Raw genomic sequence first — 26,124 nt, forward strand, 5'->3', positions numbered from 1 at the left:
TTTACGCCCATACCTGGGATACTTTTTAATAACGTTAATTGATGTTGTTGGTCTTGTTTTACTAGTTCCAATAATCGAGACTCTAAAGCCTCTATTTCTTTGTTCAAGTGTCTTATATTACGCTTTAATGACTGATAGACAAACTTGGACGGAACTCCCAATACTTCTTCGCCCTTCAACTTGTTCTTGGTGGCTGTTCTGTGTTTTAGGTAACTATCCACTAACCTGAACAGTTGCAAGCACTCACCCTGGATATCAGTTAAGGCATTATATAACAGAACATCATTCATTTGTCCATACCCACAAATCGCTTTGGCATCACTTTTATCGGTCTTGACCTTGGCCAATTTCATCTGGATAAATCGCTTTACCGATAACGGATTGACCACAGACACAAAAACACCTTTGTTGTGTAAATACTGGGCCAAACGATAATGATAATAGCCCGTAGCTTCCATTACTACCAAAGATGATCTCGGCAACTGTTTTACAAAGTTTTTAAATCCTTGTCCATCATTGGTAAACTGACTGAAACCTGCTTTGGAACCATAAACGTCAAAGACATTTTTACTAATGTCTATTCCATAAATTTCCCTATATTTATTCATAACAACTTGAAATTTGGAAAGAACGAGCTACTGACATTTCAACAACTTGAAATCGAGTTTTATACTCACAGAACTGAACGAAATCTTAGTAGTAAAAGAGAGAGGGTTATCAATGTTGCCGAAGTCTAAAGCTTTACCGTGTATACTAACCTTATTTCTCTCTTTTGTTCTTTCTGATTAATACTCTAATTTATTGAATTGTAAACTTAAGAGGTGTATAAGCAATCGCGGTTCGAGTTAGCACTCAAATCCCACTACCGCAAGTTTACACCTTAAATCCGTAGGTCTAAGTAAATTTAGATTTGTTTCTACTTATTTAAGAGAAATTACCTAAGATTTTTAAGTTTCTAGAGATGATCCTTAGATTTTTTTTCAANTACGTTTCAACAACTTGAAATCGAGTTTTATACTCACAGAACTGAACGAAATCTTAGTAGTAAAAGAGAGAGGGTTATCAATGTTGCCGAAGTCTAAAGCTTCACCGTGTATACTAACCTTATTTCTCTCTTTTGTTCTTTCTGATTAATACTCTAATTTATTGAATTGTAAACTTAAGAGGTGTATAATTAATTGCTTGGTTCTCTCTTACTTGGAAATTCCTTCGGAATTTCCTCTGGTTCGTTCTATTTTACTAATTTAGTTCTAGCCAACGCAACTAACCATGCACGAACACGGTACCATACATTAAATGAAAATAAAAGCCTTAATATTTCTAATAATCTTCTGTCCTTTTTTAGTTTTCAGTCAAGCTGTGTTGACAAAAGAACAAATAATTGAAGACTACACCATTTTAAAAAATGTTTTAACTAAAGGCTATCCAAGACTATATGAATATACTTCCCAGTCAGAATGGGATAGCCTATTTTCAAATTTTGAAAATACTAAAATACCAAACATTGAAAATAGCAGTGATTTATATAAATCCATTACTGAATTAACCGACTATGTTCGTGATGGACACCTAATTGTAATGCGTCCGCAACTTGATTCAGTACCTAAACTATTTCCTCTAATACTTAAAATAGTTGATGAAAAATTTTACACTGACACAGAGGATTTTGGAATTCCAATAGGTTCGGAAATACTTTCCATAGATAATATCAAAGGGACAGAATTAAGACAGATGTTCCTAAAATATGCACCTTCAGATGGCTTCAATACAAGTAAAAAAGACAGACAAATAGAACGTGAATTTGGTATCTTACATTTTTACGAGTTTGGCGCTAAAGATGCCTACCAAGTAACATATAAAACACCTTCAAACGAGGTGCTCACAAAGAATATTAATAGTCAATCATTTGAAAGTATCGGGGGTAGATTCGTGAATAGAAACTCATATTTTTCAATATATCATAAAGCTGCGAACAAACTTGAATTTGCAAAAAACACAATAGGCAAAAAAGTACCATTCGTATATTTTATTGATTCACTAAATACAGCCGTTCTAAAAATGAATTCCTTCCAGGTGGATGTTGAGAAATTTCAATCGGAACTAAAGAATATTTTTAAAAATATTAATCGGAAAAAGGTTGAGAATCTCATTATTGATATCAGACAAAATGACGGAGGATATCCATTGAATAGTATTGCCGCTTTTTCATACATAGCACATCAGCCATTTAAGCAACAGAAGTCATCAAGCGTTATAACTTCTAGCCTTCCAGAAGTAAATTACAGTCAAAATTTAGTGAACGGATATACGTTTGAAACATTTTTTCAAAAGTATTACCAGAACGCTTTAAGGAAAGAAAACGAATGGGTATCAATGATTGACGAGAACCAACAATTAATGATTCCAAACAAAAAAGGGTTTAAAGGAAAAACTTATGTGTTGATTGGAGGTAAAACTTTTTCAGCAGGTTCTAGCTTTGCTCTATTCTGTAAAAATCAAGGCATCACATTAATTGGAGAGGAGACAGGTGGAGGGTATTATACGCAAACAGGTGGATATCCAATAATTTATACATTGCCAAATTCAAAAATTAAAGTACTGATTTCGTTTGTCAAAATAAGTCGCTATACCCAAGATACAACTATAAAGAAAGGGAGTGGAATATTGCCTGATATTGAAATCCCCCTAACAATAAAGGACTTAATTGATGGGAAAGACAGTCAGTTGGATTATGTGACAAAACAAATAAACAAGGAATAACGTGTGGCAACAATGCATATACAAAATAGGCGTGATTGTAATCAATTTAGTGATTTGTAGCCCGCTTCAAAATTGCAACGGCTTGATAAGTTTGAAGCCTGAAATCGCCTGCTTTGCATATACTAACCGTTAGCCATAAATTAAAAAATAAGCATCAATGAATAAAATACTTCTTTTACTAATTCTTTTTCTTCAATCCAATACAATTCTAGGTCAAAAGAAAATTGATAAGGAATTATTGATAAAAGACCTTGATGTTCTAAAAGCCAACCTTGAAGCATATCATACAGGACTATATGCCTATACGACAAAAGAAGAATTTGAGCAATGGTATTCGGAAACCAAGAAGAATCTAAGCAATGCTTCTTCTTTGGAATTTTTCAAAAAACTCAATGAACTTAATACACTTATAAAAAATGGTCACACCTGGTTTCACATAAATCCAGAACAGATAGGTACAGATTGTTTAATGCCTTCTTTCAAAATTTATAAGGACAACAATAAGTTCTATATCACAGATGCTGAAAACCAAGAAATCGTTCAAAGAGAAATACTGTCTATTGATGGAATAGCTATTGATGAAGCATTTAATCAGCTTTTGAGATATAAAGAAAGGGATGGTAATAATATTACTCAACCAACCGAGGAATTAATTTACAATTTTGGTAGAACCTATGCCCTGCATTATGGAAGCAGACCTAAAACACAACTCGTAATTCTAGATGGCACAACAAGAAAAGAAATCACGTTAAAAAACATACCTTTTGGGGAATTCAGTCATAAAACAGATGAACTTTTCGATACTGGAAGCGTAGAATTTTCAATCAAGGATTCCATCGCTACACTAAAAGTAGAAACGTTCAATTTAAAACCTCTCAAAAAAGCCAAATACTCATCAAAGCTTAAAAATTTATTCAAAGAAATTGAGAAACAAAATATCAACCACCTGATTATAGATATTAGAAATAATGGAGGCGGTCATACGGAATCTGTAGAAGAGCTTATTTCGTATATCTACGGACAAGAATTTGTATTCTATGATGATGTTTATAGATTACACAAAGACTGGGACACTTCTATAATTCCCGAGATTAGTCAATATCAAAAAAACATATCAAGCTGGGCACAGAAAAAAGGAGCCGATGGATATTATCGGGCTATAGCAGGAACTGATGGGGTGAAAAGAACAAAGCCAGAAAAAAATAATTTTAAAGGTAAGTTATATATTTTGGTGAATGGGAGCACTTTGTCTGCAGCGGCTGAGTTCGCTTCATTTATTAAACAACATAGAAAAGCCACTTTTATAGGCGATGAAACCGGAGGGAACAAAGTACAAAATACGAGTGGAGATTGGTTAATTATAGGTTTGCCTAATTCCAAGGTATTAGTTTTTATTCCTTACGTTCTTTGGAAAATGAATGTCGATTTTGAAAATGATGGTCACGGTATAAAACCAGATCACTTTGTACAAAATTCAATTGAGGAAGAAATAAATAACCAAGATAAAGTCATAAATTTCACTAACGAATTGATAAAAAAATCTATGGCTAACAATACATATAAAAAATAGCTCAAATCGTTGCTAACAAAAAGGTTTGAGCGTTTTTATAAAGTCGCCAAATTTTTAAATTTGACGATTTTATAAAAATAAAATAAATAGTAAAATTTAAAAATTCGGCTCTTGTCTCTTAGTAAAGTTAGATAACTAAAAAATATACGGTGGTAGAGTAAAGAAGACCGTTGTACACAATTTGACGAATGAAAAGAACATCAATAATATTAATTTTAATTTTTATTGTATTTTTTTCCTGTAAACAAAACAAACAAGAAAAAAAAACAACTTCTGAAAAGTTAACGTTTACGGAAATCATAAAAGAAGATTATGAACTTTATAAACCGAAGAAAGAGGTCAAAGCTGTTTTAATTCTATTTGGAGGCTATCCCGAAGGTGCAGAAGACATTAAGAGAGAATTCAAAATACTTGATATTGCAAGAAAAAACAATATTGCTGTTATAATGTCCAATTTTAATCAGAAATTATGGCTTGAGGAAAATGAAAAACATAAACTTGCAAAAAGTTTACAGAATATAATTGTAGAAAATCAGTTACCAACCGATAATATCTATATCGGTGGCTTTTCAAGTGGTGGAGTTGTAAGCCTTTTAATAAGCAATTTCATAGTCGGTATGAAACAATTCTACATCGCCCCAAAAGGAGTGTTTATAGTGGATTCACCAATAGATTTAGTCGCATTGTATAAATCTTCAGAAAAAAATATAGAACGAAATTTTTCAGAACCTTCCATTCAAGAAAGCACTTGGTTGTTAGAAACTTTAGGAAGTAATTTAGGAAATCCCTATGATGATATTGAAAATTATGAGGACAAATCTGTGTTTACATTTATTACTGAAAACACTTCTAACCTGAAGAAATTAAAAAGGACTAAAATTAGACTTTATACAGAACCTGATACTCTTTGGTGGAAAGAACATCGAATGGTTGATTACGAGGAAATGAACGCTTTTTACATTAAAAAATTATCTGAAAACCTAGCAGAGAAGGGATATGAGTATGTTGAGTACATTCCAACAAAAAATAAAGGATACAGATCGAATGGAGAGCGACATCCTCATAGTTGGGCCATCGTAGATACAAATGACTTGATAAATTGGATGTTGAACTAATAAAAACTGTATACAACAATGGTAACCCTTGCGCAACTCCTTAAAAAGTAACTATCGGACTCCACATCTTCGATGTAAGCGATGATTTGTGTTGGTTATATTGTAATATGTTATGGACATAAAGTTGTTCTAAACACCCTATTATAGGCCTTAGAATTGATCTTAATCCTAAAATAGAGGCAACTACTGCACCTACTTGACTTTGCACGGTATCTCTAGTAAATTTCAAGTATGTTTTTGATTGTAGGCAATTAGAGTGGCTACCTTGCATACTTTAAAATGGTTAAACAATACCCTAATCAAATTAAATCAATGTTAGGTTTTTACTATCTTGTGCAAAAGACAAAAAGGCTATAAGTAATTGCTTGTTCTCGCCTACCCTGAAAATTCTGTTGAAATTTTCAGCATGGTAGGTACTTGTAAAGTTAAGTACTAACCCACGCAACTTCTCATAGCCTATCATTATAGCTAATTTTTAATATGACTAAATCAAAAGTATTATTTGTAGTCCTACTCTTAGTAGTTGGATTTATGGGATGCAAACAATCAAAACCCATAGAAACTATTGACGTATCAGAACTGACCATAGCTGCAATACACCGGGCTTATCAAGAAGGAACTTATACTAGTAATCAATTGGTTAAGGCCTATTTGCATAGAATTGAAGATATAGATAGCACTATAAACTCCATTACAACAATAAATCCAAAAGCGCTTGACATTGCTAACCAGCTGGATAAAGAATATCAGAAAACAGGAATCCTGCGTCCTTTGCACGGTATTCCGATCATCGTAAAAGACAACATTAATACTGCCGGACTTCCAACTACAGCCGGGGCGCTGGCATTAAAAGACTATATTCCGGATGAGGATGCTTTGATAATAAAAAAGCTCGTTGAGGCCGGTGCAATACTCATTGCCAAATCGAATATGGCCGAATGGGCCTTTAGCCCAATGCATACTGAAAGTTCGACAGCAGGAACGACAAGAAACCCATATAATATTACTTATGTTCCTGCAGGCTCAAGTGGTGGAACAGCAGCTTCTGTTGCCGCCAATTTTGGTACAATTGGACTTGGAACTGATACCGGAAACTCTATAAGAGGGCCTTCCTCTCATTGTGCTTTGGTCGGTTTTCGAACTACATTGGGACTCGTAAGTAGAAGTGCTATTGTACCTCTTTATTTAAGAAACGATGTTGTTGGCCCCATGTGTAGAACGGTTGAAGATGCTACCAAAGTGTTGGAGGTTATGGTAGGATATGATCCCAAGGATCCAATTACCAAAAACTCACAAGGCAAAGTACCTGCCAACTATAGTGAGTTTCTCTTAAATGACGGGCTTGTAGGTGCTAGAATAGGTGTGCTCAGGGAGTTAAGTGATGATGATCCACATCCTGAAATTAAAGCTTTGTTTGAAAAGGCTCTTTATCATTTGGATTCACTAGGCGCCACAGTAATTGATCCTGTGGTAATTCCTGATTTTTCGATAGTAAGGCAAAACCAATGGTGTGCATCCTTCCGCGAAGATATCGAAGATTTTCTCGCCAACTATGTACAAAGTGATTCTTTGAAATCGATCGAGAGCATTATACGAGCAGGAACCAATTCTGATTTTGCCAGAGATAGACTTGAAAGGAATGCAGCCAACAATGGTAGATGGGAAAACCCTGAAATTCCATGCTTAAGTGCTTACAAGGATTCTAAGCGTATTGCATTTCGTGAGGCCATTGAAAAGGTTATGGACTCTTTAAAGTTAGACGCTATTGTGTATCCCTCCTGGAATCATCCACCTGCCAGGATTGATTTCTACCAGCAGGAATACAAAGGAGATAACAGTCAGATCATAAGCCCACACACTGGGCAGCCGGCTTTCACAGTTCCAATGGGTTATACCAATAAGAACTTACCAGCCGGATTACAGTTTTTGGGTAGGATGTACGATGAGCCAACGTTGATTCGATTGACTTACTCTTATGAACAAGGAACAAAACATAGAAGAGCACCTAACTTGCAATAAGTTCTCACAAAAGGCAACATTCATTAAAAATATAGCATTTGACATTTCATCCCCAAATTTCTACAATTGGGTAAAAAGCTTCATTAAAAGCGTAGGGTTTTATAGATATTTGAATCATCAAAAATCAAATAACTATAAAATTATACGCATATGAAAACTCTAGCATTATTAGTAGCCATGTTCATCTCCAACTTTTTTATCCAGGCACAAGAAGAAATCAAAGGTATTACTATAACGGTAACCGTACCTAATGTAACCAGCTCTGAAGGTGAAATACTTTTTGGTTTGTATGATGAAAATACGTTCATGAAAGCTGCTCCTTTAAAAGGCGAAAAAAGCAGTATTCAAGATGGAGCTGCAACAATTAGCTTCAAAAATGTCCCGGAAGGAGTTTTTGCCATCTCATGTTTTCATGATAAAAATGGAAATAACAGAATGGATTTTGAGGAAAATGGCATGCCCAAAGAAAGCTACGGAGTATCAAATAACAACATGAGTTATGGGCCTCCAATGTGGAATGATGCAAAATTTGAAGTAGGTTCTGAGGACTTAGAACTTGAAATTAGAATGTAAGAATAGGTAACAATCCTAAATCAAAAAAAAGAATTGTACTTTACCGGTACAGTTCTTTTCTTTTTTTCAACTCTTTGATAGATAAAATGAATTTTTAGTAAAAAATTAATAAGTATTATCGATAGCTTTCATATTTTTGTTGCCCTAAAAACAACAAATGACCATTACACAACTCAAATATGTTCTCGCGGTAGCAGAGCATAAAAACTTTACCAAGGCGGCAGAAAAAACATTTGTTACTCAGCCTACTTTAAGTATGCAAATTCAAAAACTAGAAGAAGAATTGGATATTCTTATTTTTGACCGTAGCAAAAAACCAATAGCCCTTACAGAAGTTGGTGCACAATTAGTGCAACAGGCCAGAAATATTGTAAACGAAAGTGAACGTATACAAGATATTGTAGACCAGCAAAAAGGATTTATTGGTGGCGAATTTAAACTTGGAGTAATCCCTACTGTAATGCCTACGCTATTGCCAATGTTCCTCAATAATTTTATTAAAAAGTATCCAAAAGTTAAACTAAAAATAGAAGAGCTTAATACAGAGGCTATCATTGAACGCCTACAAGATGGTCATTTGGATGCTGCAATTGCTGCTACTCCTTTAGAAAATGAAAGTATCAAAGAGCGTGTTCTCTATTATGAGCCGTTTGTAGGATATATTCCTTCTACGCATAGATTAAATCAAAAGAAAAAAATTGACATTACCGATCTAGATATTGATGATATGCTGCTACTAGAAGATGGTCATTGTTTTAGAGATGGAATTATTAATCTTTGTAAAACCAAAAAAAGCTATGATGAGGATCATTTCCAATTAGAAAGTGGAAGTTTTGAGACTCTAATCAAGTTAGCAAACGAGGGATTAGGAATGACACTTCTACCCTATTTACATACGCTAGATATAAAGGATAGTGAAAAAGGGAATCTCCATTATTTCAATGAGCCATCGCCTGCAAGAGAAGTAAGTCTGATTTTTAATAAGAGTGAATTAAAGATGCAAATTATTGAAGCTTTACATTCCACAATTGCTGGAGTTATAAAAGGTGCGATTGCATTTCAGAATGTTCAAATTATTAGTCCGCTTACAAAAATAAAAAGCGACTAAAAAGTCGCTTTTTTTTACTATGTTTTTAAATAAATTAAACAAGATTGTAATTCTGGTTGTTTAATTGTCAGTGATTGAATCCAAATTTTCAATTCTTCAATCTCGTGTGGAAGTAATCTGTTTAGTGCTTTAAGAACTTCCTTTGTAAAAAGATTAACATCAAAACTTACTTTTTTAAGTACCGTTTTGGTGTAATCAAACATTGCTCTTGCCATAAATTAATAGGGGTTTAGAATGTTAATTTTAACGAGTAATTTGTAGGAATAAGCTTACGTTTTTTAAAGTTGTCTATGCTAATATATGTAAATAAAACCAAAAAAATAGTCCTTTGGCGCTTATTTAACACAGTTAAAAATTGTTATCGCCATCCAGAAGATCTCCTAAACCTCCTAAAATACTACCTTCTCCTTTACTTTTTCCACCGGCTCTTGGTGCCAGCGCCAAAACGCGATTTGCAAGTCGGCTAAAAGGTAGGGATTGTACATATACCACTCCAGGTCCAGTTAAGGTTGCAAAAAATAGTCCTTCACCACCAAAAATGGTATTTTTTATTCCGCCAACAAACTCGATATCATAGTTAATCCCTTTTGAGAAACCTATAATACAGCCGGTATCGATCTTTAATTTCTCTCCCACTTGTAATTCTTTACGTGCAGTTGTTCCTCCTGCATGTACAAACGCCATACCATCACCCTCGAGTTTTTGCATGATAAACCCCTCTCCGCCAAATAACCCTCTTCCTAGCTTTCTTGAGAATTCAATCCCTATAGAGACTCCTTTTGCCGCACACAAAAAAGCATCTTTCTGACAAATAAATTTACCTCCATAATTAGTTAAATCTATGGGAATGATTTTACCGGGATAAGGAGAGGCGAAACTAACCCTCTTCTTACTGAATACCTGATTGTAAAAAGCCGTCATAAATAAGCTTTCTCCTGTTAAAAGTCTCTTACCTGCTCCAAAGATTTTTCCAAGAACTCCTTGATCCTTTGCCGAGCCATCCCCAAAAATAGTATCCATCTTTATACCATCGTCCATCATCATAAAACTTCCTGCTTCTGCAATTACTCCCTCTTGAGGATCAAGTTCTATCTCAACGTATTGCATTTCTTCACCAATGATCTTGTAGTCGATTTCGTGTGCTGTCATAATAAGAATTATTTTGTATCATTTCCGTGTAGACGAAAATTTATTAATGTGTTTTATTAATGAATAGTCACAGTATATGTAAACAATTTTTACAAAATGTTACATCTCATTATTTAGTGTAGTATCAATTTTTTACTTTAACAGTCCATTCAAAATTAAAGGTAGATACTTGCACTCCGTCACTATTGGTCCCAATAGATTTCATCCATACCGTCTGTCCTTCTCCTGTTTCGATAGTTTTTTTTATGGCATCTTCAACCAAATGGCCATCATTGCAAACAAAAGTAATTTTACCAGTAGCTTTTTTGGTAAAAGTGGCATTATTATTTGCAACTAACATGGATATTTTTTTTCCACTGTTACGTATATAATCGGTAACCATCGCACCAGTAGTTAGTTCGGCTGCCATACCTTGTACCGCCCAAAACATAGAATTAAACGGGTTTTGATTGATCCACCGATGTTTTACGGTAACCGTGCAGCTTGTTCTATCAATTTTTATTACTCGTACACCACAAATCCAAGCAGATGGTAATTTAAACAATAAGAAGGTATTAAGTTTCCCGGGAGTTATATTCATTTTTTAGCTTTTTAGTACCACAATATAGGCAAAACTAAAATTCATGTGAGTTGCATGAAATCTTAAATATATGTTAAATTATGGTACTATGTTTTGCATAATACCTTTTTTTAAACATATATTTGCATAAGAAACTATTATATACTTTTAAAAATGTTAGATAACAACTATAAAAATATTGCGACGTTTATGCACTTAGGAATATTTTCTCGATATATAATTCCTTTTGGCAATTACATTATTCCCATATTATTATGGACAGTAAACAAAGACAAATCAGAATTTATAGACAGACATGGTAAAGAAGCAATTAACTTTCAGTTAAGTATTTTATTATACACTATTATTTTGGGGATGCTCTCTATTCCGTTTTTTGTTTTTAACCTTTTTGGAGATGCTTCTTTTTACGATATCGTTCATTTTGATGATTTACATATTAATATTTCTGAACCTGGAGGATTTAGAACGTTAATAGGTGCTTCTTTTGTAGGAATAATTGCTTTGGTAGGTTTTTTTCTGGAAATAGTTTTCATTATATCTGCAGCAATAAAGGCTAATAAGGGAGAAGCATATAGATATCCATTAACAATAAGATTTATAAAATAAAATGAAGTTATCTATTAACATAAAATATATTCTAATAACTGCAGTTGCTGTTGTGTCTTCATTCTTTTTTCATGAATTGGCACATTTAGTAGCAGGAGAACTCTTAGGATATCCTATGAAGATGACATTAAATTCAACATTTTTGGCAGAAGGAGAATATGCAAATCCCTGGCACCAACAACTCGTAAGTGCAGCCGGACCAATATTCACAATTGTCATTTCATTTGTATTTTTTTATATCATTAGAAAAACAAACAATACATATTTGTATCCATTTTTATTCTTTGGTTTCTATATGAGGTTTATGGCTATGATAATTTCAATTATACATCCAAATGATGAAGCTCGTATTAGCGCCTGGTTAGGACTTGGATATTGGATTTTACCATTATTGGTATGTTTCACTTTGCTTTTTCTAATCATCAAAATATCAAAAGAACAGAAGTACACTATAAAATTTAACTTAATCAATTATCTTTTAACATCGGTCTTTGTTGCTGGTGTCGTACTCACTGATCAATATATATTTAAATAATTCATCAATCATTAATCATCAATCAAAAAATGAACAGTTTAACTTTTAAAAATTAGTTTTATGAAGATCGAAAACACAAAAGCGCAAATGCGCAAAGGTGTTCTGGAATATTGCATACTTTCTATCCTAAAGGACGATGATGCCTATGTAGCAGAAATTTTGGAAACCCTAAAAGATGCAAAGATGCTTGTGGTAGAAGGTACCATTTACCCCTTACTCACCAGGTTAAAAAATGCCGGATTGCTTAGCTATCGCTGGGAAGAATCTACGTCTGGACCACCACGTAAATACTACGGACTCACAGAAACAGGAAAATTGTTTCTAAAAGAATTAAATACCACTTGGGACGAATTAAGAAACGCTGTAAACGTGGTAACTAAACAAAAAAAGAAGTAAAATGAACAAGACAGTTAATATAAATTTAGCAGGTATATTTTTCCACATAGATGAAGATGCTTATCTAAAAATGCAACGTTATCTTGATGCTATCAAACGTTCCTTTACAGATTCTCAGGGAAGGGATGAAATTATTGCAGATATTGAAGCTCGTATAGCAGAATTGTTTAGTGAAAAAATAAAGGATGAAAGACAGGTTATCGGTGTCAAAGAAGTAGACGAAGTTATCGCTATCATGGGACAACCTGAAGACTATCGATTAGATGAGGAAATCTTTGAAGATGAGCCAAAAGCCACCTATCAAAAAACAAAATCATCCAGACAATTATTCAGAGATACGACCAACTCTTATGTAGGAGGAGTAAGTTCTGGATTGGGACATTATCTAGGGATAGAACCCATCTGGATAAGATTAGCATGGATATTGTTCACTATTTTCTCCAGTGGTGCCTTTGTACTCATCTATATAGCCTTCTGGATTTTTGTGCCGGAAGCAAAAACCACTGCCGATTTTTTGGCAATGAAAGGTGAAGCTGTTAACATTAGTAACATCGAAAAAAAAATTAAAGAGGGTTTTGATGGTGTAGCAGATACTGTAAAAAACGTAGATTATCAAAAATATAGTAACAAAGTAAAAAGTAGCTCGACAACTTTTTTTGAAGCCTTGGGAGATGTGTTGTTGTTTCTCCTAAAGATTTTTGTGAAGTTTATTGGTGTCATTCTAATCATCGCAGCTGGTATTACTCTAATTAGTTTATTTATTGGATTGTTTACACTTGGTACATTTGGATTCATGGATATGCCATGGGTAGAATATTTTGAAGTTGGTAGTCATCCAGAAGTTCCTCTTTGGTTAATTTCATTATTATCCTTCTTTGCTGTAGGAATACCATTTTTCTTCCTATTCATTCTAGGATTAAAAATTCTAATTAATAATCTAAAATCGATAGGAACACCTGCTAAACTTGGTTTATTAGGCGTTTGGATAATGGCATTAATTGGTTTAACCGTTATAGGTTTAAGACAAGCTACATTAGAAGCGTATGATGCAGAAGTAATCACCGAAGAAAAAATGTTGCCTTTCTACAGTAGTGATACGGTAAATATAAAAATGCAAGGAAATACACGTTATGTGAAGTATCTTAATCATAGAAATGATTACAAAATCAAAAGAGACGAACAAGGAAACAGACTAATTGTAATTCAAGATGTGGAACTTTATCTCAAAACTTCAAAAAGAGATTCTGCTGTAAGTATTGTTATAGAAAAGAAAGCAGAAGGTAGATCGTATGAAGAAGCTTCAAAACGAGCTGAAGAATTAAAATATGCGTATGAAGTCGATGGAAAAACACTTTTATTAGATGGGTATGCAATTACAGACTACACTAATAAATATAGAGATCAGGAGATCAATATAATACTCACCCTTCCTGAAGGAATTACGCTATTTGCAGAGGATAATACATCTGGTTACAATAATTCCTGGAAATACGATGACTATGTTACTATAGATGGTAATGAGGGTGAGTATATTCAAGTAATAGATGGAAAGTTAGACTGTAAAAATTGCCCAGAAAAAGATAATAGTAATGAGTGGAAATATAACGAGTGGGAAGATGAAGATGATGTGAAAATTAATATCAACTCAGACAATAAGGACACTAATCTTAAAATTGACGAAGATGGCGTTCAACTAAAAAGTGAAGAAGTAGATATAAAAATAGACGAAAACGGTATAGAAATTAAAACCGAAAATTAAAAAATCAAATCAAAAATCGAATAGTATAACACATTAAAACAAAACAATCATGACCACACTAGCAAAAATTTTAGTAACCCTTTGTTTATCTGCTGCCTGTTGCTCTTGCAATATTGCTTTTGACGGAATCAAAGGAGAAGGAGAAGTAGTTCGTAAAGAAAGAGTTATCAACGAAGACTTTGATGCCATTAAGGCAAGTAGAGGATTAGATGTAATCTTGGTAAAAAACCAAGAAACAAAAGTAATTGTAGAAGCCAACAAGAATCTTCATGAACATATCGAGGTATATGTAAAAGAAAATACGTTATATGTGACAGCAGATAAAAATATATACTGGGCAGACGAAAAAAATGTGTTTGTTTCTTATGATAAATTAACGCAATTAAAAGTCAATAGTGGAGCAAGCATATCGGCTCAAGAACCAGTGGTACAAAAAGAGCTTTCTCTGAGTGCGACCAGTGGCGCAGATATAAAATTAGATATAAAAGCAGAAACTGTAAATAGTTCTGTAACTAGTGGCGCTATGATCAACCTAACAGGAAAAGTGAATAACCATAAAGCAAGTGCAACGAGTGGAGCCGATATTAGAGCAAAAGATCTGCTTAGCCTAGTATCTGAAGCCAAAGCTACTAGCGGTGCATCCATAAAAATCCATGCGAAAAATGAGTTTACCGGTAAAGCAACCAGTGGTGCCGATGTGGTATACTATGGTCAACCAGAAAAAGTGTCTGAAGTAGATAACTCTGGCGGTAATGTAAGAAGACATTAAAATCTAATCTAACCAATCATAAGATAACCAACCAAAACTGTCTGAAAAGCACTAACCAATCAATCATAACTTTTCAGACAGTATTTTTCATCAATTCAATCAATCAAAAAACATAAACATGATATCAAAAATCAATTTCAAAAGTATTGTCTTAACTTTTATATTCACTTTATTTTCTAGTCATTTAATAAACTCACAATCAAATACAGATAACCAAAACTTAGAAACTACCATTTTAAAGCTAGACAATGAGTTTTGGGAGTCCTATAATACTTGCGATCTAGATAAATTCAGAACCTTCTTTATTGAGGATTTTGAATTTTATCATGATAAAGGCGGGCTAACCTCTGGTCTATCCCAAATGATGAAGTCAGTAGAAACCGGTTTGTGCGGCACCAAAAATCCAAGAGTGCGCAGAGAAGTAGTAGAAGGAAGTGTACATATATATCCTTTAAACAATTATGGAGCAATCATAAATGGCAATCATAAATTTTTTGTAACTGAAAAAGGAAAAAAAGAAGTACTTACTGAAATTGCCAAATTCACCCCTGTTTGGCAGCATAAAAACGACGAATGGAAAATGACCCGTGTTTTGAGTTATGACCACCAACATGCGCCTCAGAATACCAATAAAAAAGAAGCCTCACTAACTGATAATATCTTAATGCAGTATATCGGCACCTATCAAGCTCCAGATACAGGAACGGTCACCGTTTCTAAAAAAGATAACCTTCTAGAAATAAATGCTGAGAAGATGCAGGCTACGATATATCCCCAGTCAGAAAGTTTGTTTTTTCATAAACAGAGCCCTCTTACTTTCGAGTTTATAAAAGATGTAAATAATAAAGTCATCAAATTTATCGTCAGGGAGAACGGAAATATAGTCGAGGAAGCTAAAAAGGTAAAATAAAACACTGTGCTAATTACATCGCTTCTTTTGTTTCTGTTAGACGTATTTAAAAGGTATTCAATCTTTTAACTCGCATTATACATTATCAAAGACTCAAAGCTATAAAATCTTAAAAAAATGATGATACAAAAAATTTTAAAAAATAAAATATCATTTGTTATACTGATAACCTCTCTTGTAGGATTACATATTTTATGGGAGTATTTTCATGGAGGTGTAACTACTCATTATGTACTAGCAAGAGAAGATCTTCCTGGGATATCAAATTGGTGGGGATTATTGACAATACCATTGCTTAGTTGGCTTCTCATTTCTTTGATAAATAAGAAAATCAATGATAGAGATCCTTCTAGAATTGCGAAAGGCTTTCTTGCATCTCTATTTTTTGGGATCTTAATGTCTGTTTTTTGGGAATTTGGATTAGAAAACATTCTACAATATGCTATTTGGGCTCCTGTTTTAATCGCTCTCTTCACACGAGTTCATTTACCAGAAATCTTTCTGGGATTCGTTCTGGGCATGACCTTTACTTTTGGAGGCGTATTGCCCATTGGTTTTGGATTGTTTTTAATGACTATGTCTTTTTTAACTTGGATTATTTTTAGAAAAGCTATCCCAATGATTTTTCAAAAAGTTTTTTGAAAGTGATAAAAAGTAAATTCGTTCACATTACCTAGATAATTGTAGCTAATCTATAGCATCTACCCCAAAAGCAAGATCTCTCTTATCGAGATTTTTATTTTCAATCATTGTAACTTCACTAAGGATAAATAGTCTTTTATATTTGTAAATAATTAATTCATCATACTTAAGTATCAAAAAATAAGTTATATAAAATAAATTTCGCACAAATATGAGAATTTCAATGCTGTTTTTATGTTCGTTTATATGTTTAGGAAATATATACGGCCAAAAAGAAAAGGTTAAAGGCAATAAAATTGTGAGTACAGAAGAATTTAATCTGGAGGGCTTCCATACTATAGAAATCTATAATAATTTTGAGGTTTCTATAGATGAAAGTAGTGACAACCAAGTCAAAGTCGAGGCTGATAGTAATTTACAGGATCTAATCCAAATTTCTGTTCAAGATAGTGTTTTATTGATTACATCTGATAAAGATCTAAGGCGTGCAAAAGCATTAAATCTTGATATTTTTTATGCTTCTGAGGTGAAGAGAATTATCATCTATGATAAAGTACAATTGAAGTCTTTATCTGCTATTACTTCGGGCGAACTGAAAGTAGAGGTAAATGACAACGCAGATATTTTTCTAACCGCAGATATTGGAAAATTAGAGTGTATTACTAATGGAAAATCTTCAGCCGAGTTTCATGTTACTGCAAAAGATGTTATCTATCAGGTTAATGATGATTCAGAGATTAAAGGTATAGTTACTTCTGATAGTCTTAAAGTAGATTTATATCAAAAGGCATCTTCAAAACTTGAAGGAGAAGTAAAATCTATGTTGGTAAGAGCAGATAATGAAACCGATTTTTATGGTGAAAAATTAAGTGCAGCAAAGACCTCTGTAATTGCCGAAGGTTCTAGTGATTGTTATATTTTAACTAACGAAACAATAACGGTTGAAGCCAGGGATAAATCAGAAATTTTCTTGTTGGGTGAGCCCAAAATCAATATAGAAGTTTTTTTAAACGAAGCCAGTTTGTTCAAGAAAAATATAGATTACGTGCCTAGCAAGCTGAGATTGAATTAAAAAAATATCCGCATAAAAGCGGATATTTTTTATCTGCTTTAAATCTTATTTACCTAAGCAGAAACTTCTTCGCTAGTCTCTATAGTAGCTAGATAACGCTCTGCATCAAGTGCTGCCATACATCCTGTTCCTGCTGCAGTAATAGCTTGCCTATACTCTTTATCCTGTACATCTCCTGATGCGAATACTCCTGGAATGTTCGTTTTGGTAGACTTCCCTTCGGTAATAATATAACCTGTATCGTCCATATCTATCTGACCTTTGAAAATCTGGGTGTTTGGGGTGTGACCAATAGCAATAAACAACCCTGTTATCTCTATATCAGTCTTTTCACCAGTCTGATTGTTCACCATTCTCAGTCCTTCAACAACCTGATCTCCCAATACCTCATCAACTTCGGTATTATACATCACTTTAATGTTTGGCGTATTTTCTACTCTATGTTGCATTGCTTTGGATGCTTTCATGTAGTCTTTACGCACTAACATAGTTACACTATTACAGATATTAGCTAAATAGGTTGCCTCCTCTGCAGCTGTATCACCAGCTCCCACAATAGCAACATCCTGCCCTTTATAAAAGAATCCATCACAAACTGCACATGCAGAAACTCCTCCACCACGCAACTTTTGTTCGCTTGGCAATCCCAAATATTTTGCAGTAGCTCCCGTAGAAATGATAACTGTTTCGGCTTCAATTTCTTTCGAGTTATCGACAGTAACTTTATGGATACCTCCTACTTCTTTACTAAAATTAACTTCAGTAACCATTCCGATACGTACCTCGGTCCCAAAACGTTCTGCTTGTTGCTGTAATTGTACCATCATAGTCGGCCCATCAATCCCCTCTGGATATCCCGGAAAATTATCAACTTCGGTGGTAGTGGTTAATTGTCCGCCAGGTTCCATACCTGTATACATAACAGGTTTAAGATCAGCTCTGGCAGCATATATCGCTGCAGTATATCCTGCAGGTCCTGAGCCTATAATAAGACATTTGATTCTTTCTATTGTATCAGACATAATCGTTTCGTTTTTATCTGTTGTAAAAGTAGCAATTTGATCATAAACCTTACAGTAAAGTTATTAAGAATTGTTATTAGACTATAGACGTCATAAATAAAGACGGAAATGAAATATTCCCTTGCATAAATTTGAATAAAGTAATTCTTCTAAGCTACAAAAAGAGAGAATATATAGTATAAAAGTAGATTCTCTTGAGGAGATAAATTAAGGAATGCTTAACTACCAGGAGAAGCCACTCAATAATTTATGTTGACGAAACATTATTATTAATTGAAAAACCATATAGCTCTTAAGAATTACTAAAGTCAAAAGGAACTAAATAATATTACATTTTTTATGATAAACCAAACTTGCCAAACCCCCTTTATGCATTAGAACTTCGTGATGAAGCTTTCAGATGTAATAAAATATGACATTTTCTAAGTTTGAGCATAGCAGTTTACCCTGAGCAAGGGGGAAGGACTACGGTTAAACTTAAAAATGTAGTGTAGTGCTATATTTTACATTAGCTGAAAGCTGTAATACCTGCCCGCCTTAATGGTTCGGATAGGCAGGCGGGGATTTTCTAATGCATAAAAGGGGTTAAACATAAAAAACAGACGTTTACATCTATATGTTCACCTTTTGTCTACCCGTAATTAAAAAATGCATACCAGGAGTATACCATACTTATTTTCAAAATGTTAATCCCCAATCTACATTTGTCCTGGGGAACAAAAACTAATTCAAAGTAAAGGAGACGCATAAAAATACTATAAACTTCGTCACTATCTCTGATGGTGATGTTGGACCTCCTATTTCAGGTTTTTTTAGGAGTAAAAGACCTCCACACAAAAAGTTACTGATTGATTTTGATACTAAAACCATTCCCTAGTTCTAGAATTTCAAGCCTTTAATGACATTTCAATAAATCACGAAATAAAAATGATATGAAAACGATAAATTTTAACCAAAAAACAAAAAGCTTGTTACTAAGTATTCGAAGCATGTTTAGTGCGGTTTTATATGCTCTATTCTTATTTATTTATGTAGTATCAGGAGAATCAAACTCAACTGAATATCTTTATTTAGAAGTATACAATGTTACCCTACTTTATATCATTATTAATATGCTGCTGTTTGCCAATGATATCTTATCCCCAAAAACAAAGTACGTTTTTTCAAAAAATTTTGTAGAAGTATTGTTGATTACATTACTCTCAACAATTTTAATCATTTCTTTATTTACTCTAAAAACTAGTATCAATGCCTATCCTTTGAGCAGTATACTTATTAAAAGTAATGCCATTATAGTAATTATGGTTTCTTTTTTTATACATAGAAATATAGTAATGAATCTAGGTATCCAGTAAATGATAAGAAATCTATGCTTCCAGAAGTAATAGTCCAAAAAATAGATGCTAAGAGAAAAAGCAATTATTAATGTACAGTTCAAATCAACTTTTTCAATCAAAAAGTTACATAAAATTTCTTATAAACATAAGGATGAAATGGCTAATATAAATGGGCTAATTATTAAATATTACTATGTAAACCCAGAAACCAAAATCATTGGTGGAACTTACTTCTTTGAAGATATATTTCAAGCAAGAGATTATCTTAATCACTTCTTTTTGAAAGGTATTGGTCTTCAATATGGTATTATACCAGATACTTTGAAAGTAGAGATCAACGTTATTAGCTTCGAAGTAAAAGGAACAAATACAAAACAAGAAAGGAAGGGCAATAATTTGAGTTAGATATCCTATTTTTATTCCCAAAATAAATTTCATGACATTCTTTGATATTTTAGATATTTTGGGAACAACCGCTTTTGCAATATCAGGAGCTTTAAGTGCAATGAACCGAAGGTTAGATCTTTTCGGTATTTTTATTATTGCTTTTGTAACCTCTATCGGAGGAGGTACCGTTAGAGATGCTCTTATAGGAAACACTCCTGTATCCTGGATGCAAAACCCCCTGGTCATGTATTTAATCGGAGCGGTAACTGCACTTTCGATCATATTTAGAAATAAACTGGATTATCTTAAGAAATCTCTTTTCCTATTTGATACAATAGGATTAGGAATTTTTACCATTACTGGTGTAGAAACCGGAATCAGAGCTGGACTCGAACCGATCGTTTCGATAGCATTGGGAACCATGACAGGATGCTTTGGTGGTGTCATACGAGATATATTATGTAATGAGATTCCCGTAATTTTTAGAAAAGAAATTTATGCAACTGCCTCTATTGCTGGCGGGGTTTGTTTTATGATATTATATATGTTTAACATTGATGAAAATTTAATATATACTTCTACCACATTATTTATTATTATTATAAGACTACTAGTAGTAAAATACAAGATTTCATTACCACAGTTCATTGTTAATAAATAAGATATTTTTAAGTAAAGAACTAAAACATTATTAAGTAACTTTTTTGAATGTTAGTTATAAGCACTGCACATGAAATGAAAATTAAACCTAAATTCACTACCTATAAGAAAAAAGTAAGAGAAAGTTTTGAACGACAAAACTTCATGAAGTTGATCGATGCCAAGTTGATCGATATTCAACCTGGTTATTGTGAGATCCACGTACCCTACAGTTCTAATTTAACACAACAGCACGGTTTTTTTCACGCAGGTGTGATAAGCACTGTAGCCGATAATACAGCTGGATATGCTGCTTTTTCATTAATGGAAGAACATTCTTCTGTATTGACAGTAGAATTTAAAATTAATTTAATTTCACCAGGTGATGGAGAACTGCTAATTGGAAAATCTAATGTTTTAAAAAACGGTAGGACTTTAACTATTTGTAATTCTGAAGTATATATTGTTAAAGACGGAAATGAAAAACTCTGCGCTGCCGCGCAGTTAACATTAATAGAACTTAAAAACAGCACAGATAAAAAATTAATCAAATAAAGATGGAAAGGCACAGAAAATTAAAAGACACTGAGTTCGAAAGACAATTTGCTGATAGTACTTTGAACCCTGCCCTATTTACTCATGAAGCACATCTAAGATTAGCTTGGATCCATATTAATAAATATGGTATGGATGCAGCCTGCGTAAATATTTCAGATCAAATCATGAAATTTGCGACGAAGCATGGTGATCCCAATAAATTTAACAAAACTGTTACCATAGCAGCGATCAAAGCTGTGAATCACTTTGCTCAAAAATCAGGTTCCAACGATTTTCAGGATTTTATTGAGGAATTCCCTAGATTAAAATATAATTTCAAAACGTTGTTAGATTGTCACTATGGTTTTGATATTTTCAATTCAACTACTGCTAGAAAAAAGTATCTAGAACCAGATTTACTTCCATTTTAAAAATTTAATTAAGTAAACCTATTAAAAAAGCGCCCTATAAAAGGCGCTTTTTCAAATCCAAACTAACCAACAACTATTTTGGCATTACAACATCACTGATTACATGAATCACTCCGTTTTCTGCCATTACGTCTGTTTTTACAATTTCACTGTACGTTCCGTTTTGATCTTTTAACCAAATCTTACCGTCTTTTTGAATAACGCTAAGCTTTGATCCATTTAGCGTAGTAACTTCTGTTTTTCCGTTTCCTTTTTTTAATGCATTCATTACATCTCCAGCGGCAAGTTTACCAGACACAACGTGATACGTAAGTATTGCTGATAATTTTTCTTTATTTGCTGGCTCTAATAATGAATTCAACGTTTTAGAATCAATTTTTCCGAAAGCATCATTGGTGGGTGCAAATACTGTAAATGGGCCATCGCCTTTTAACGCTCCTACCAAGTCAGCTGCTTTCAATGCAGTTACTAATGTTGAAAAATCATCGACAGATACTGCTACATCCACAATATCGTTGTCTGTCTTTTGAGCAGAGATAGATTGTGTGAATAGAAATAACATTAAGGTTGAGGCAATAAAAACTAACTTTTTCATACTATTTATTTTAATGATTAAACAATTTTAAACGCGCTTTACATTTTCATATACACCAATTTTTTCTTTTTGGATGAGCTACGCTAATTTTTTTCTTAAATTTGAGTAATTCTTCTAACAAAATGCAAGACGACTTAAAGCTTATAAAGCAATTACAGAATAAGGATAGTAGAGCCTTATCTGCTATTTATGACCGTTACTCGGGAGCGTTGTACGGAGTTATTCTACGTATATGTAAAAATGAAGAAGTAGCTCAGGATCTCTTGCAAGAAACTTTTTTAAAAATCTGGCAAAAATCTTATCAATATGATCCAAAAAAGGGTAAATTTTTTACCTGGTCGTATCGTGTTGCAAAAAATTTAACGTTAAATTCTTTAAGAAATCCTACTAAACTCATCCAAAATGAAGATTTAAGTGTATATGAGGATAAAGAGATTAATGAACCAAAACTGGACATATTACAATTAAATGGTTCACTAAAAGCATTAGATCCACATCATCAAAAAGCATTAGAATTGGTATATTTTAATGGGCTTACACATCGAGAGGCACATGAGGAGATGAATGTACCACTTGGTACTTTTAAATCCTATGTTAAACAGGCATTAAAAAAATTGAGAGAAACATATCAAAAACAACTCATTTTATTATGGGTGATAATAGAAAAGATGATATGATGGACAGGAAATCGATAAAAGAGAAAGGGATATTAGAGCAATACTTGCTAGGAGAACTATCAGATGATCAACACGTTCAGGTTGAAAAAATTCTGAAAGAAGACCAGGAATTGTTTCAATACTATACCGACTTAGAACAAGATTTTGAGAAATTGGCTTTTGAAAACGCAATTGCTCCTCCACCAAGAGTAAAAGATTCATTAATGAATGATATTCTAGGCTCTACTACCAGCAATAATAAAAATGTGATTGCTATCAATAGAAAAAATCAGAGTGCTGTCTATCTAACTATTGCGGCCAGCCTTGCCGTGCTTTTTATGCTAAGTTCTGCATGGCTTTATAATCAATGGCAAGATTCAAAAAACAATCTGCAGGTTGTACAAGATGAAACTCTGGATTTACGCAATCGTATAGTGACTTTAGAAGAGAATTTAAAGGAAACTAATACCTGGTACACTGCAATCAATAATCCAAACACCATCCAGTTGGTGCTTAAAGGAAATGAAATTTCCCCTAGCTCTACGGCTATTACTTATGTTAATCATGATAAGAAGACGGTAATCTTAAATTCTGAAGGTTTAGCACAATTAGAGGATGATAAAACCTATCAAATGTGGGCAGATGTAGATGGTGAAATGATCAATATGGGCGTAATACCGTCTGATAAACAAATGATTGCGATGAAATATATTGAGAATACAGCATCTATTAATATCACTATAGAACCTGCAGGAGGAAATGATCATCCTACTGTTGAGCGTTTAATATCGAATGTATTACTCTAGTCATGATTTTCAGAAAGGCAACGATAGAAGATCTTCCAGTAATTATTAAAATGATTGCTAATGATTCTTTGGGAAAAACCAGAGAAAATTTTACAAGTCCTCTTCCTAAAGCATATACCGAAGCTTTTAAAAATATAGACGCAGATCCCAATCAGGAGTTGATAGTACTTGAAAACATTGATTCTGAAATCATTGGAACATTGCAACTATCTTATATTCAATACCTAACCTACCAAGGCGGGATACGAGCACAAATTGAAGCTGTAAGAATAAGAGAAGATCTAAGAGGAAAAGGAATTGGACATCAACTATTTGAATGGGCTATAAATCGCGCAAAGCAAAGAGGAGCACATTTACTTCAGCTTACCACAGATAAAAAAAGGCCTGAAGCTATTCAATTTTATAAAAAACTGGGATTTAAAGCCTCTCACGAGGGTATGAAACTTCATTTTGATCTTTAACTTTATCAAAATCTTAGTATCCAGTTTTATTCATAATACTTATCTTCCAAAAGAATCAATCAAAATACATTATGAAAAAAATTGCAGTTCTGCTTTTAGCAATTATTCCGCAGTTGATCAATAGTCAAAAAAAAATAGTTGTTCAATCCGTATTACCACAAATCATTTCAAAATTTCCTGCGGTTAGAGATTTTACTATATCTCCAAATCAAAATGAAATTTATTTTACAGCGCAAGGATATGCAGGAGAACTTTCAACGATTATAAAAGTTGTAAAAAAAGAGGACCAATGGTCAGCGCCAGAAGTTGCTCCTTTTTCTGGTCAATACAAAGATTTAGAAGCTATGTTTTCTCCTAATGGATTAAAATTATATTTCGTTTCAGACAGGCCTAATGAGCATACAACAAAAGAAACAAAAAATTATGATATTTGGTATTTAGAAAGATCCTCAATCGATTCAGATTGGTCTTCACCAATAAATATTGGAAGTCCAATTAATACAGCAGGGGATGAATTTTATCCCTCTGTTGCAAAAAACGGAAATTTATATTTTACCAGTACCACTGCATCTTCTACCAAAGGAAAAGACGATATTTTCATAAGCAAATGGGAAGATAATAAATATGTAGAACCCGTTTCTCTACCCGAAACTATTAATTCTGAAGGATATGAATATAATTCTTACATAGCTCATGATGAATCATTTTTAATTTTTGGAGGATATAATCGAAAAAATGGATTAGGTAGCGGAGATTTATATATCTCTTATAAGGATCAAGAAGGAAAGTGGTCTGTAGCACAAAACCTTATCAAAATCAATTCTGATAAAATGGATTATTGTCCGTTTTATGATACAAAAACTCAAACACTTTATTTCACAAGTAAAAGAAATTCCATAAGAGATGATTTTACTCAATCAAAGAATCTAAAAGAGCTTCTAGGACTAATGAATTCTTATGAAAACGGTCTAAGCAGAATTTATAGCAGCGTTATACAATTATAAGTTCAATCCAAAATACTATTTTAACAACATCTTATTTAAGTTTTACCATAATAAAAGCATTCAAATTTGTAATTTTGCACGGAAATTTAAACTGTTTACATGAGAATTCTATTCTCTTTATTTCTATTTATCGCTTTTGCCATACGTCCTGCTATGGAGATAAGCACGGTAATGTATTATCAACTTAACATCGATTATATCGTTGAAAAATACTGCGTAAATAAGAAAAGGCCAAAATTGAATTGTAACGGTAAATGTTATTTAATGAGTCAAATGAAAACTAGGACTCAGCCTTCAAAAGAAAAGTCTGAAAACACTATCATCGTAGAAGCTTTTATCCCTCTTTTTTTTCAGGACAATTCGATTTCGATAAAAAACGTTAATCCTTTTATTTCAGATCAAATACAAAACTGGAAATTAGAATATTTCCATCCAAAATCGATATCTGTAGACATCGATCACCCTCCAGAAATTCAACTTTCTTAAACCCGTTTTATGCATTAGAACTTCGTAATGAAGCTTTCAGATACCATAAAATATGACATTTTCTAAATTTTAGCATAGCATCGCTACGGTTAAATTTAAAAATGTAGCGTAGTGCTATATTTTGCAGTAGCTGGAAGCTGTAATACCTGCCCGCCTTAATGGTTCGGATAGGCAGGCGGGGATTTTCTAATGCATAAAAG

At 33.2% G+C, this 26,124-nt stretch carries 30 protein-coding genes; 24 read left to right on the forward strand and 6 right to left on the reverse strand.

Annotation, left to right across the window (positions count from 1 at the left end; genetic code table 11):
* Positions 1-608, reverse strand: a 608-nt coding sequence (locus ACFSJT_RS10820) for an IS110 family transposase (protein WP_378320276.1), incomplete at its 3' end; no start/stop codon positions are given.
* 688 nt (positions 609-1,296) lie between these two features.
* Here ACFSJT_RS10820 and ACFSJT_RS10825 point away from each other — a divergent pair.
* The 6 genes from ACFSJT_RS10825 (at position 1,297) to ACFSJT_RS10850 (ending at position 9,145) form a co-directional block, all read left to right on the forward strand.
* A complete protein-coding gene (locus tag ACFSJT_RS10825; protein ID WP_378320277.1) occupies positions 1,297-2,760 on the forward strand; it encodes a S41 family peptidase in 1,464 nt (487 codons plus the stop codon).
* A 157-nt stretch (positions 2,761-2,917) separates the two neighbouring features.
* Entirely contained in the window at positions 2,918-4,330 is a 1,413-nt protein-coding gene (locus ACFSJT_RS10830) for a S41 family peptidase (RefSeq protein WP_378320278.1), read from the forward strand.
* Positions 4,331-4,518: 188 nt separating this feature from the next.
* On the forward strand, positions 4,519-5,445 hold the full coding sequence (locus tag ACFSJT_RS10835; RefSeq protein ID WP_378320279.1) for a hypothetical protein: 927 nt from the start codon (positions 4,519-4,521) through the stop codon (positions 5,443-5,445).
* A gap of 480 nt (positions 5,446-5,925) precedes the next feature.
* Positions 5,926-7,464: an amidase gene (locus ACFSJT_RS10840; RefSeq protein WP_378320280.1), complete on the forward strand. Its 1,539-nt coding sequence runs from the start codon at positions 5,926-5,928 to the stop codon at positions 7,462-7,464.
* 150 nt (positions 7,465-7,614) lie between these two features.
* Positions 7,615-8,037: a DUF2141 domain-containing protein gene (locus ACFSJT_RS10845; RefSeq protein WP_378320281.1), complete on the forward strand. Its 423-nt coding sequence runs from the start codon at positions 7,615-7,617 to the stop codon at positions 8,035-8,037.
* Between the two features lie 157 nt (positions 8,038-8,194).
* Positions 8,195-9,145 (forward strand): LysR family transcriptional regulator, encoded by a 951-nt coding sequence (locus ACFSJT_RS10850; protein WP_378320282.1) that lies wholly within the window; start codon positions 8,195-8,197, stop codon positions 9,143-9,145.
* A 17-nt stretch (positions 9,146-9,162) separates the two neighbouring features.
* Here ACFSJT_RS10850 and ACFSJT_RS10855 read toward each other — a convergent pair whose 3' ends face one another.
* From ACFSJT_RS10855 to ACFSJT_RS10865, 3 genes are all read right to left on the reverse strand, one after another.
* On the reverse strand, positions 9,163-9,360 hold the full coding sequence (locus ACFSJT_RS10855; RefSeq protein WP_378320283.1) for a hypothetical protein: 198 nt from the start codon (positions 9,358-9,360) through the stop codon (positions 9,163-9,165).
* Between the two features lie 133 nt (positions 9,361-9,493).
* Entirely contained in the window at positions 9,494-10,294 is an 801-nt protein-coding gene (locus ACFSJT_RS10860) for a TIGR00266 family protein (protein WP_378320284.1), read from the reverse strand.
* A gap of 124 nt (positions 10,295-10,418) precedes the next feature.
* Positions 10,419-10,874: a DUF4442 domain-containing protein gene (locus tag ACFSJT_RS10865; protein WP_378320285.1), complete on the reverse strand. Its 456-nt coding sequence runs from the start codon at positions 10,872-10,874 to the stop codon at positions 10,419-10,421.
* Positions 10,875-11,027: 153 nt separating this feature from the next.
* Here ACFSJT_RS10865 and ACFSJT_RS10870 point away from each other — a divergent pair, with 153 nt between their 5' ends.
* The 8 genes from ACFSJT_RS10870 (at position 11,028) to ACFSJT_RS10905 (ending at position 17,563) form a co-directional block, all read left to right on the forward strand.
* Positions 11,028-11,480 carry a DUF4870 domain-containing protein gene (locus tag ACFSJT_RS10870; RefSeq protein WP_378320286.1) on the forward strand — a complete coding sequence of 151 codons (453 nt, stop codon included), beginning with the start codon at positions 11,028-11,030 and terminating at the stop codon, positions 11,478-11,480.
* A gap of 1 nt (position 11,481) precedes the next feature.
* Positions 11,482-12,015 (forward strand): hypothetical protein, encoded by a 534-nt coding sequence (locus ACFSJT_RS10875; RefSeq protein ID WP_378320287.1) that lies wholly within the window; start codon positions 11,482-11,484, stop codon positions 12,013-12,015.
* 60 nt (positions 12,016-12,075) lie between these two features.
* The gene (locus tag ACFSJT_RS10880) at positions 12,076-12,411 is read left to right on the forward strand and encodes a PadR family transcriptional regulator (RefSeq protein WP_324180296.1); all 336 of its coding nucleotides are present in this window, start codon (positions 12,076-12,078) and stop codon (positions 12,409-12,411) included.
* Between the two features lies 1 nt (position 12,412).
* Positions 12,413-14,170, forward strand: coding sequence for a PspC domain-containing protein (locus ACFSJT_RS10885; RefSeq protein ID WP_378320288.1), 1,758 nt, complete (start codon positions 12,413-12,415; stop codon positions 14,168-14,170).
* A gap of 49 nt (positions 14,171-14,219) precedes the next feature.
* Complete coding sequence (locus ACFSJT_RS10890) at positions 14,220-14,939, forward strand: head GIN domain-containing protein (RefSeq protein WP_378320289.1); 720 nt, start codon at positions 14,220-14,222, stop codon at positions 14,937-14,939.
* A gap of 118 nt (positions 14,940-15,057) precedes the next feature.
* The gene (locus tag ACFSJT_RS10895; RefSeq protein WP_378320290.1) at positions 15,058-15,849 is read left to right on the forward strand and encodes a nuclear transport factor 2 family protein; all 792 of its coding nucleotides are present in this window, start codon (positions 15,058-15,060) and stop codon (positions 15,847-15,849) included.
* 117 nt (positions 15,850-15,966) lie between these two features.
* The gene (locus ACFSJT_RS10900; protein ID WP_378320291.1) at positions 15,967-16,491 is read left to right on the forward strand and encodes a hypothetical protein; all 525 of its coding nucleotides are present in this window, start codon (positions 15,967-15,969) and stop codon (positions 16,489-16,491) included.
* 211 nt (positions 16,492-16,702) lie between these two features.
* Complete coding sequence (locus tag ACFSJT_RS10905) at positions 16,703-17,563, forward strand: GIN domain-containing protein (protein WP_378320292.1); 861 nt, start codon at positions 16,703-16,705, stop codon at positions 17,561-17,563.
* Between the two features lie 53 nt (positions 17,564-17,616).
* Here ACFSJT_RS10905 and trxB read toward each other — a convergent pair whose 3' ends face one another.
* The gene (gene trxB, locus ACFSJT_RS10910; protein WP_378320293.1) at positions 17,617-18,585 is read right to left on the reverse strand and encodes a thioredoxin-disulfide reductase; all 969 of its coding nucleotides are present in this window, start codon (positions 18,583-18,585) and stop codon (positions 17,617-17,619) included.
* Between the two features lie 932 nt (positions 18,586-19,517).
* Between trxB and ACFSJT_RS10915 the strand changes: the two genes are divergently transcribed.
* The 5 genes from ACFSJT_RS10915 to ACFSJT_RS10935 all read left to right on the forward strand — a co-directional run bounded on the left by ACFSJT_RS10915 (position 19,518) and on the right by ACFSJT_RS10935 (position 21,916).
* Complete coding sequence (locus ACFSJT_RS10915) at positions 19,518-19,940, forward strand: hypothetical protein (RefSeq protein WP_378320294.1); 423 nt, start codon at positions 19,518-19,520, stop codon at positions 19,938-19,940.
* A 45-nt stretch (positions 19,941-19,985) separates the two neighbouring features.
* On the forward strand, positions 19,986-20,327 hold the full coding sequence (locus tag ACFSJT_RS10920) for a YdhR family protein (RefSeq protein ID WP_378320295.1): 342 nt from the start codon (positions 19,986-19,988) through the stop codon (positions 20,325-20,327).
* Between the two features lie 31 nt (positions 20,328-20,358).
* Complete coding sequence (locus ACFSJT_RS10925; RefSeq protein WP_378320296.1) at positions 20,359-20,970, forward strand: trimeric intracellular cation channel family protein; 612 nt, start codon at positions 20,359-20,361, stop codon at positions 20,968-20,970.
* Between the two features lie 74 nt (positions 20,971-21,044).
* Positions 21,045-21,503, forward strand: a complete 459-nt coding sequence (locus ACFSJT_RS10930; protein WP_378320297.1) for a PaaI family thioesterase — start codon at positions 21,045-21,047, stop codon at positions 21,501-21,503.
* 2 nt (positions 21,504-21,505) lie between these two features.
* Positions 21,506-21,916, forward strand: a complete 411-nt coding sequence (locus ACFSJT_RS10935) for a hypothetical protein (protein WP_378320298.1) — start codon at positions 21,506-21,508, stop codon at positions 21,914-21,916.
* A 73-nt stretch (positions 21,917-21,989) separates the two neighbouring features.
* Here ACFSJT_RS10935 and ACFSJT_RS10940 read toward each other — a convergent pair whose 3' ends face one another.
* Complete coding sequence (locus ACFSJT_RS10940) at positions 21,990-22,511, reverse strand: fasciclin domain-containing protein (RefSeq protein WP_378320299.1); 522 nt, start codon at positions 22,509-22,511, stop codon at positions 21,990-21,992.
* Positions 22,512-22,633: 122 nt separating this feature from the next.
* Between ACFSJT_RS10940 and ACFSJT_RS10945 the strand changes: the two genes are divergently transcribed.
* From ACFSJT_RS10945 to ACFSJT_RS10965, 5 genes are all read left to right on the forward strand, one after another.
* Positions 22,634-23,188 (forward strand): RNA polymerase sigma factor, encoded by a 555-nt coding sequence (locus ACFSJT_RS10945; RefSeq protein WP_378320300.1) that lies wholly within the window; start codon positions 22,634-22,636, stop codon positions 23,186-23,188.
* Entirely contained in the window at positions 23,161-23,973 is an 813-nt protein-coding gene (locus tag ACFSJT_RS10950; protein WP_378320301.1) for an anti-sigma factor, read from the forward strand. Before ACFSJT_RS10945 ends, ACFSJT_RS10950 begins: the two co-directional genes overlap by 28 nt.
* Positions 23,974-23,975: 2 nt before the next feature.
* Positions 23,976-24,434: a GNAT family N-acetyltransferase gene (locus ACFSJT_RS10955; protein WP_378320302.1), complete on the forward strand. Its 459-nt coding sequence runs from the start codon at positions 23,976-23,978 to the stop codon at positions 24,432-24,434.
* Between the two features lie 71 nt (positions 24,435-24,505).
* Positions 24,506-25,438, forward strand: a complete 933-nt coding sequence (locus tag ACFSJT_RS10960; protein ID WP_378320303.1) for a TolB-like translocation protein — start codon at positions 24,506-24,508, stop codon at positions 25,436-25,438.
* Positions 25,439-25,537: 99 nt separating this feature from the next.
* Positions 25,538-25,924, forward strand: coding sequence for a hypothetical protein (locus ACFSJT_RS10965; protein WP_378320304.1), 387 nt, complete (start codon positions 25,538-25,540; stop codon positions 25,922-25,924).
* Positions 25,925-26,124: the final 200 nt, after the last annotated feature.

The organism is Aquimarina celericrescens (assembly GCF_042682765.1).
Taxonomy (GTDB): domain Bacteria; phylum Bacteroidota; class Bacteroidia; order Flavobacteriales; family Flavobacteriaceae; genus Aquimarina; species Aquimarina celericrescens.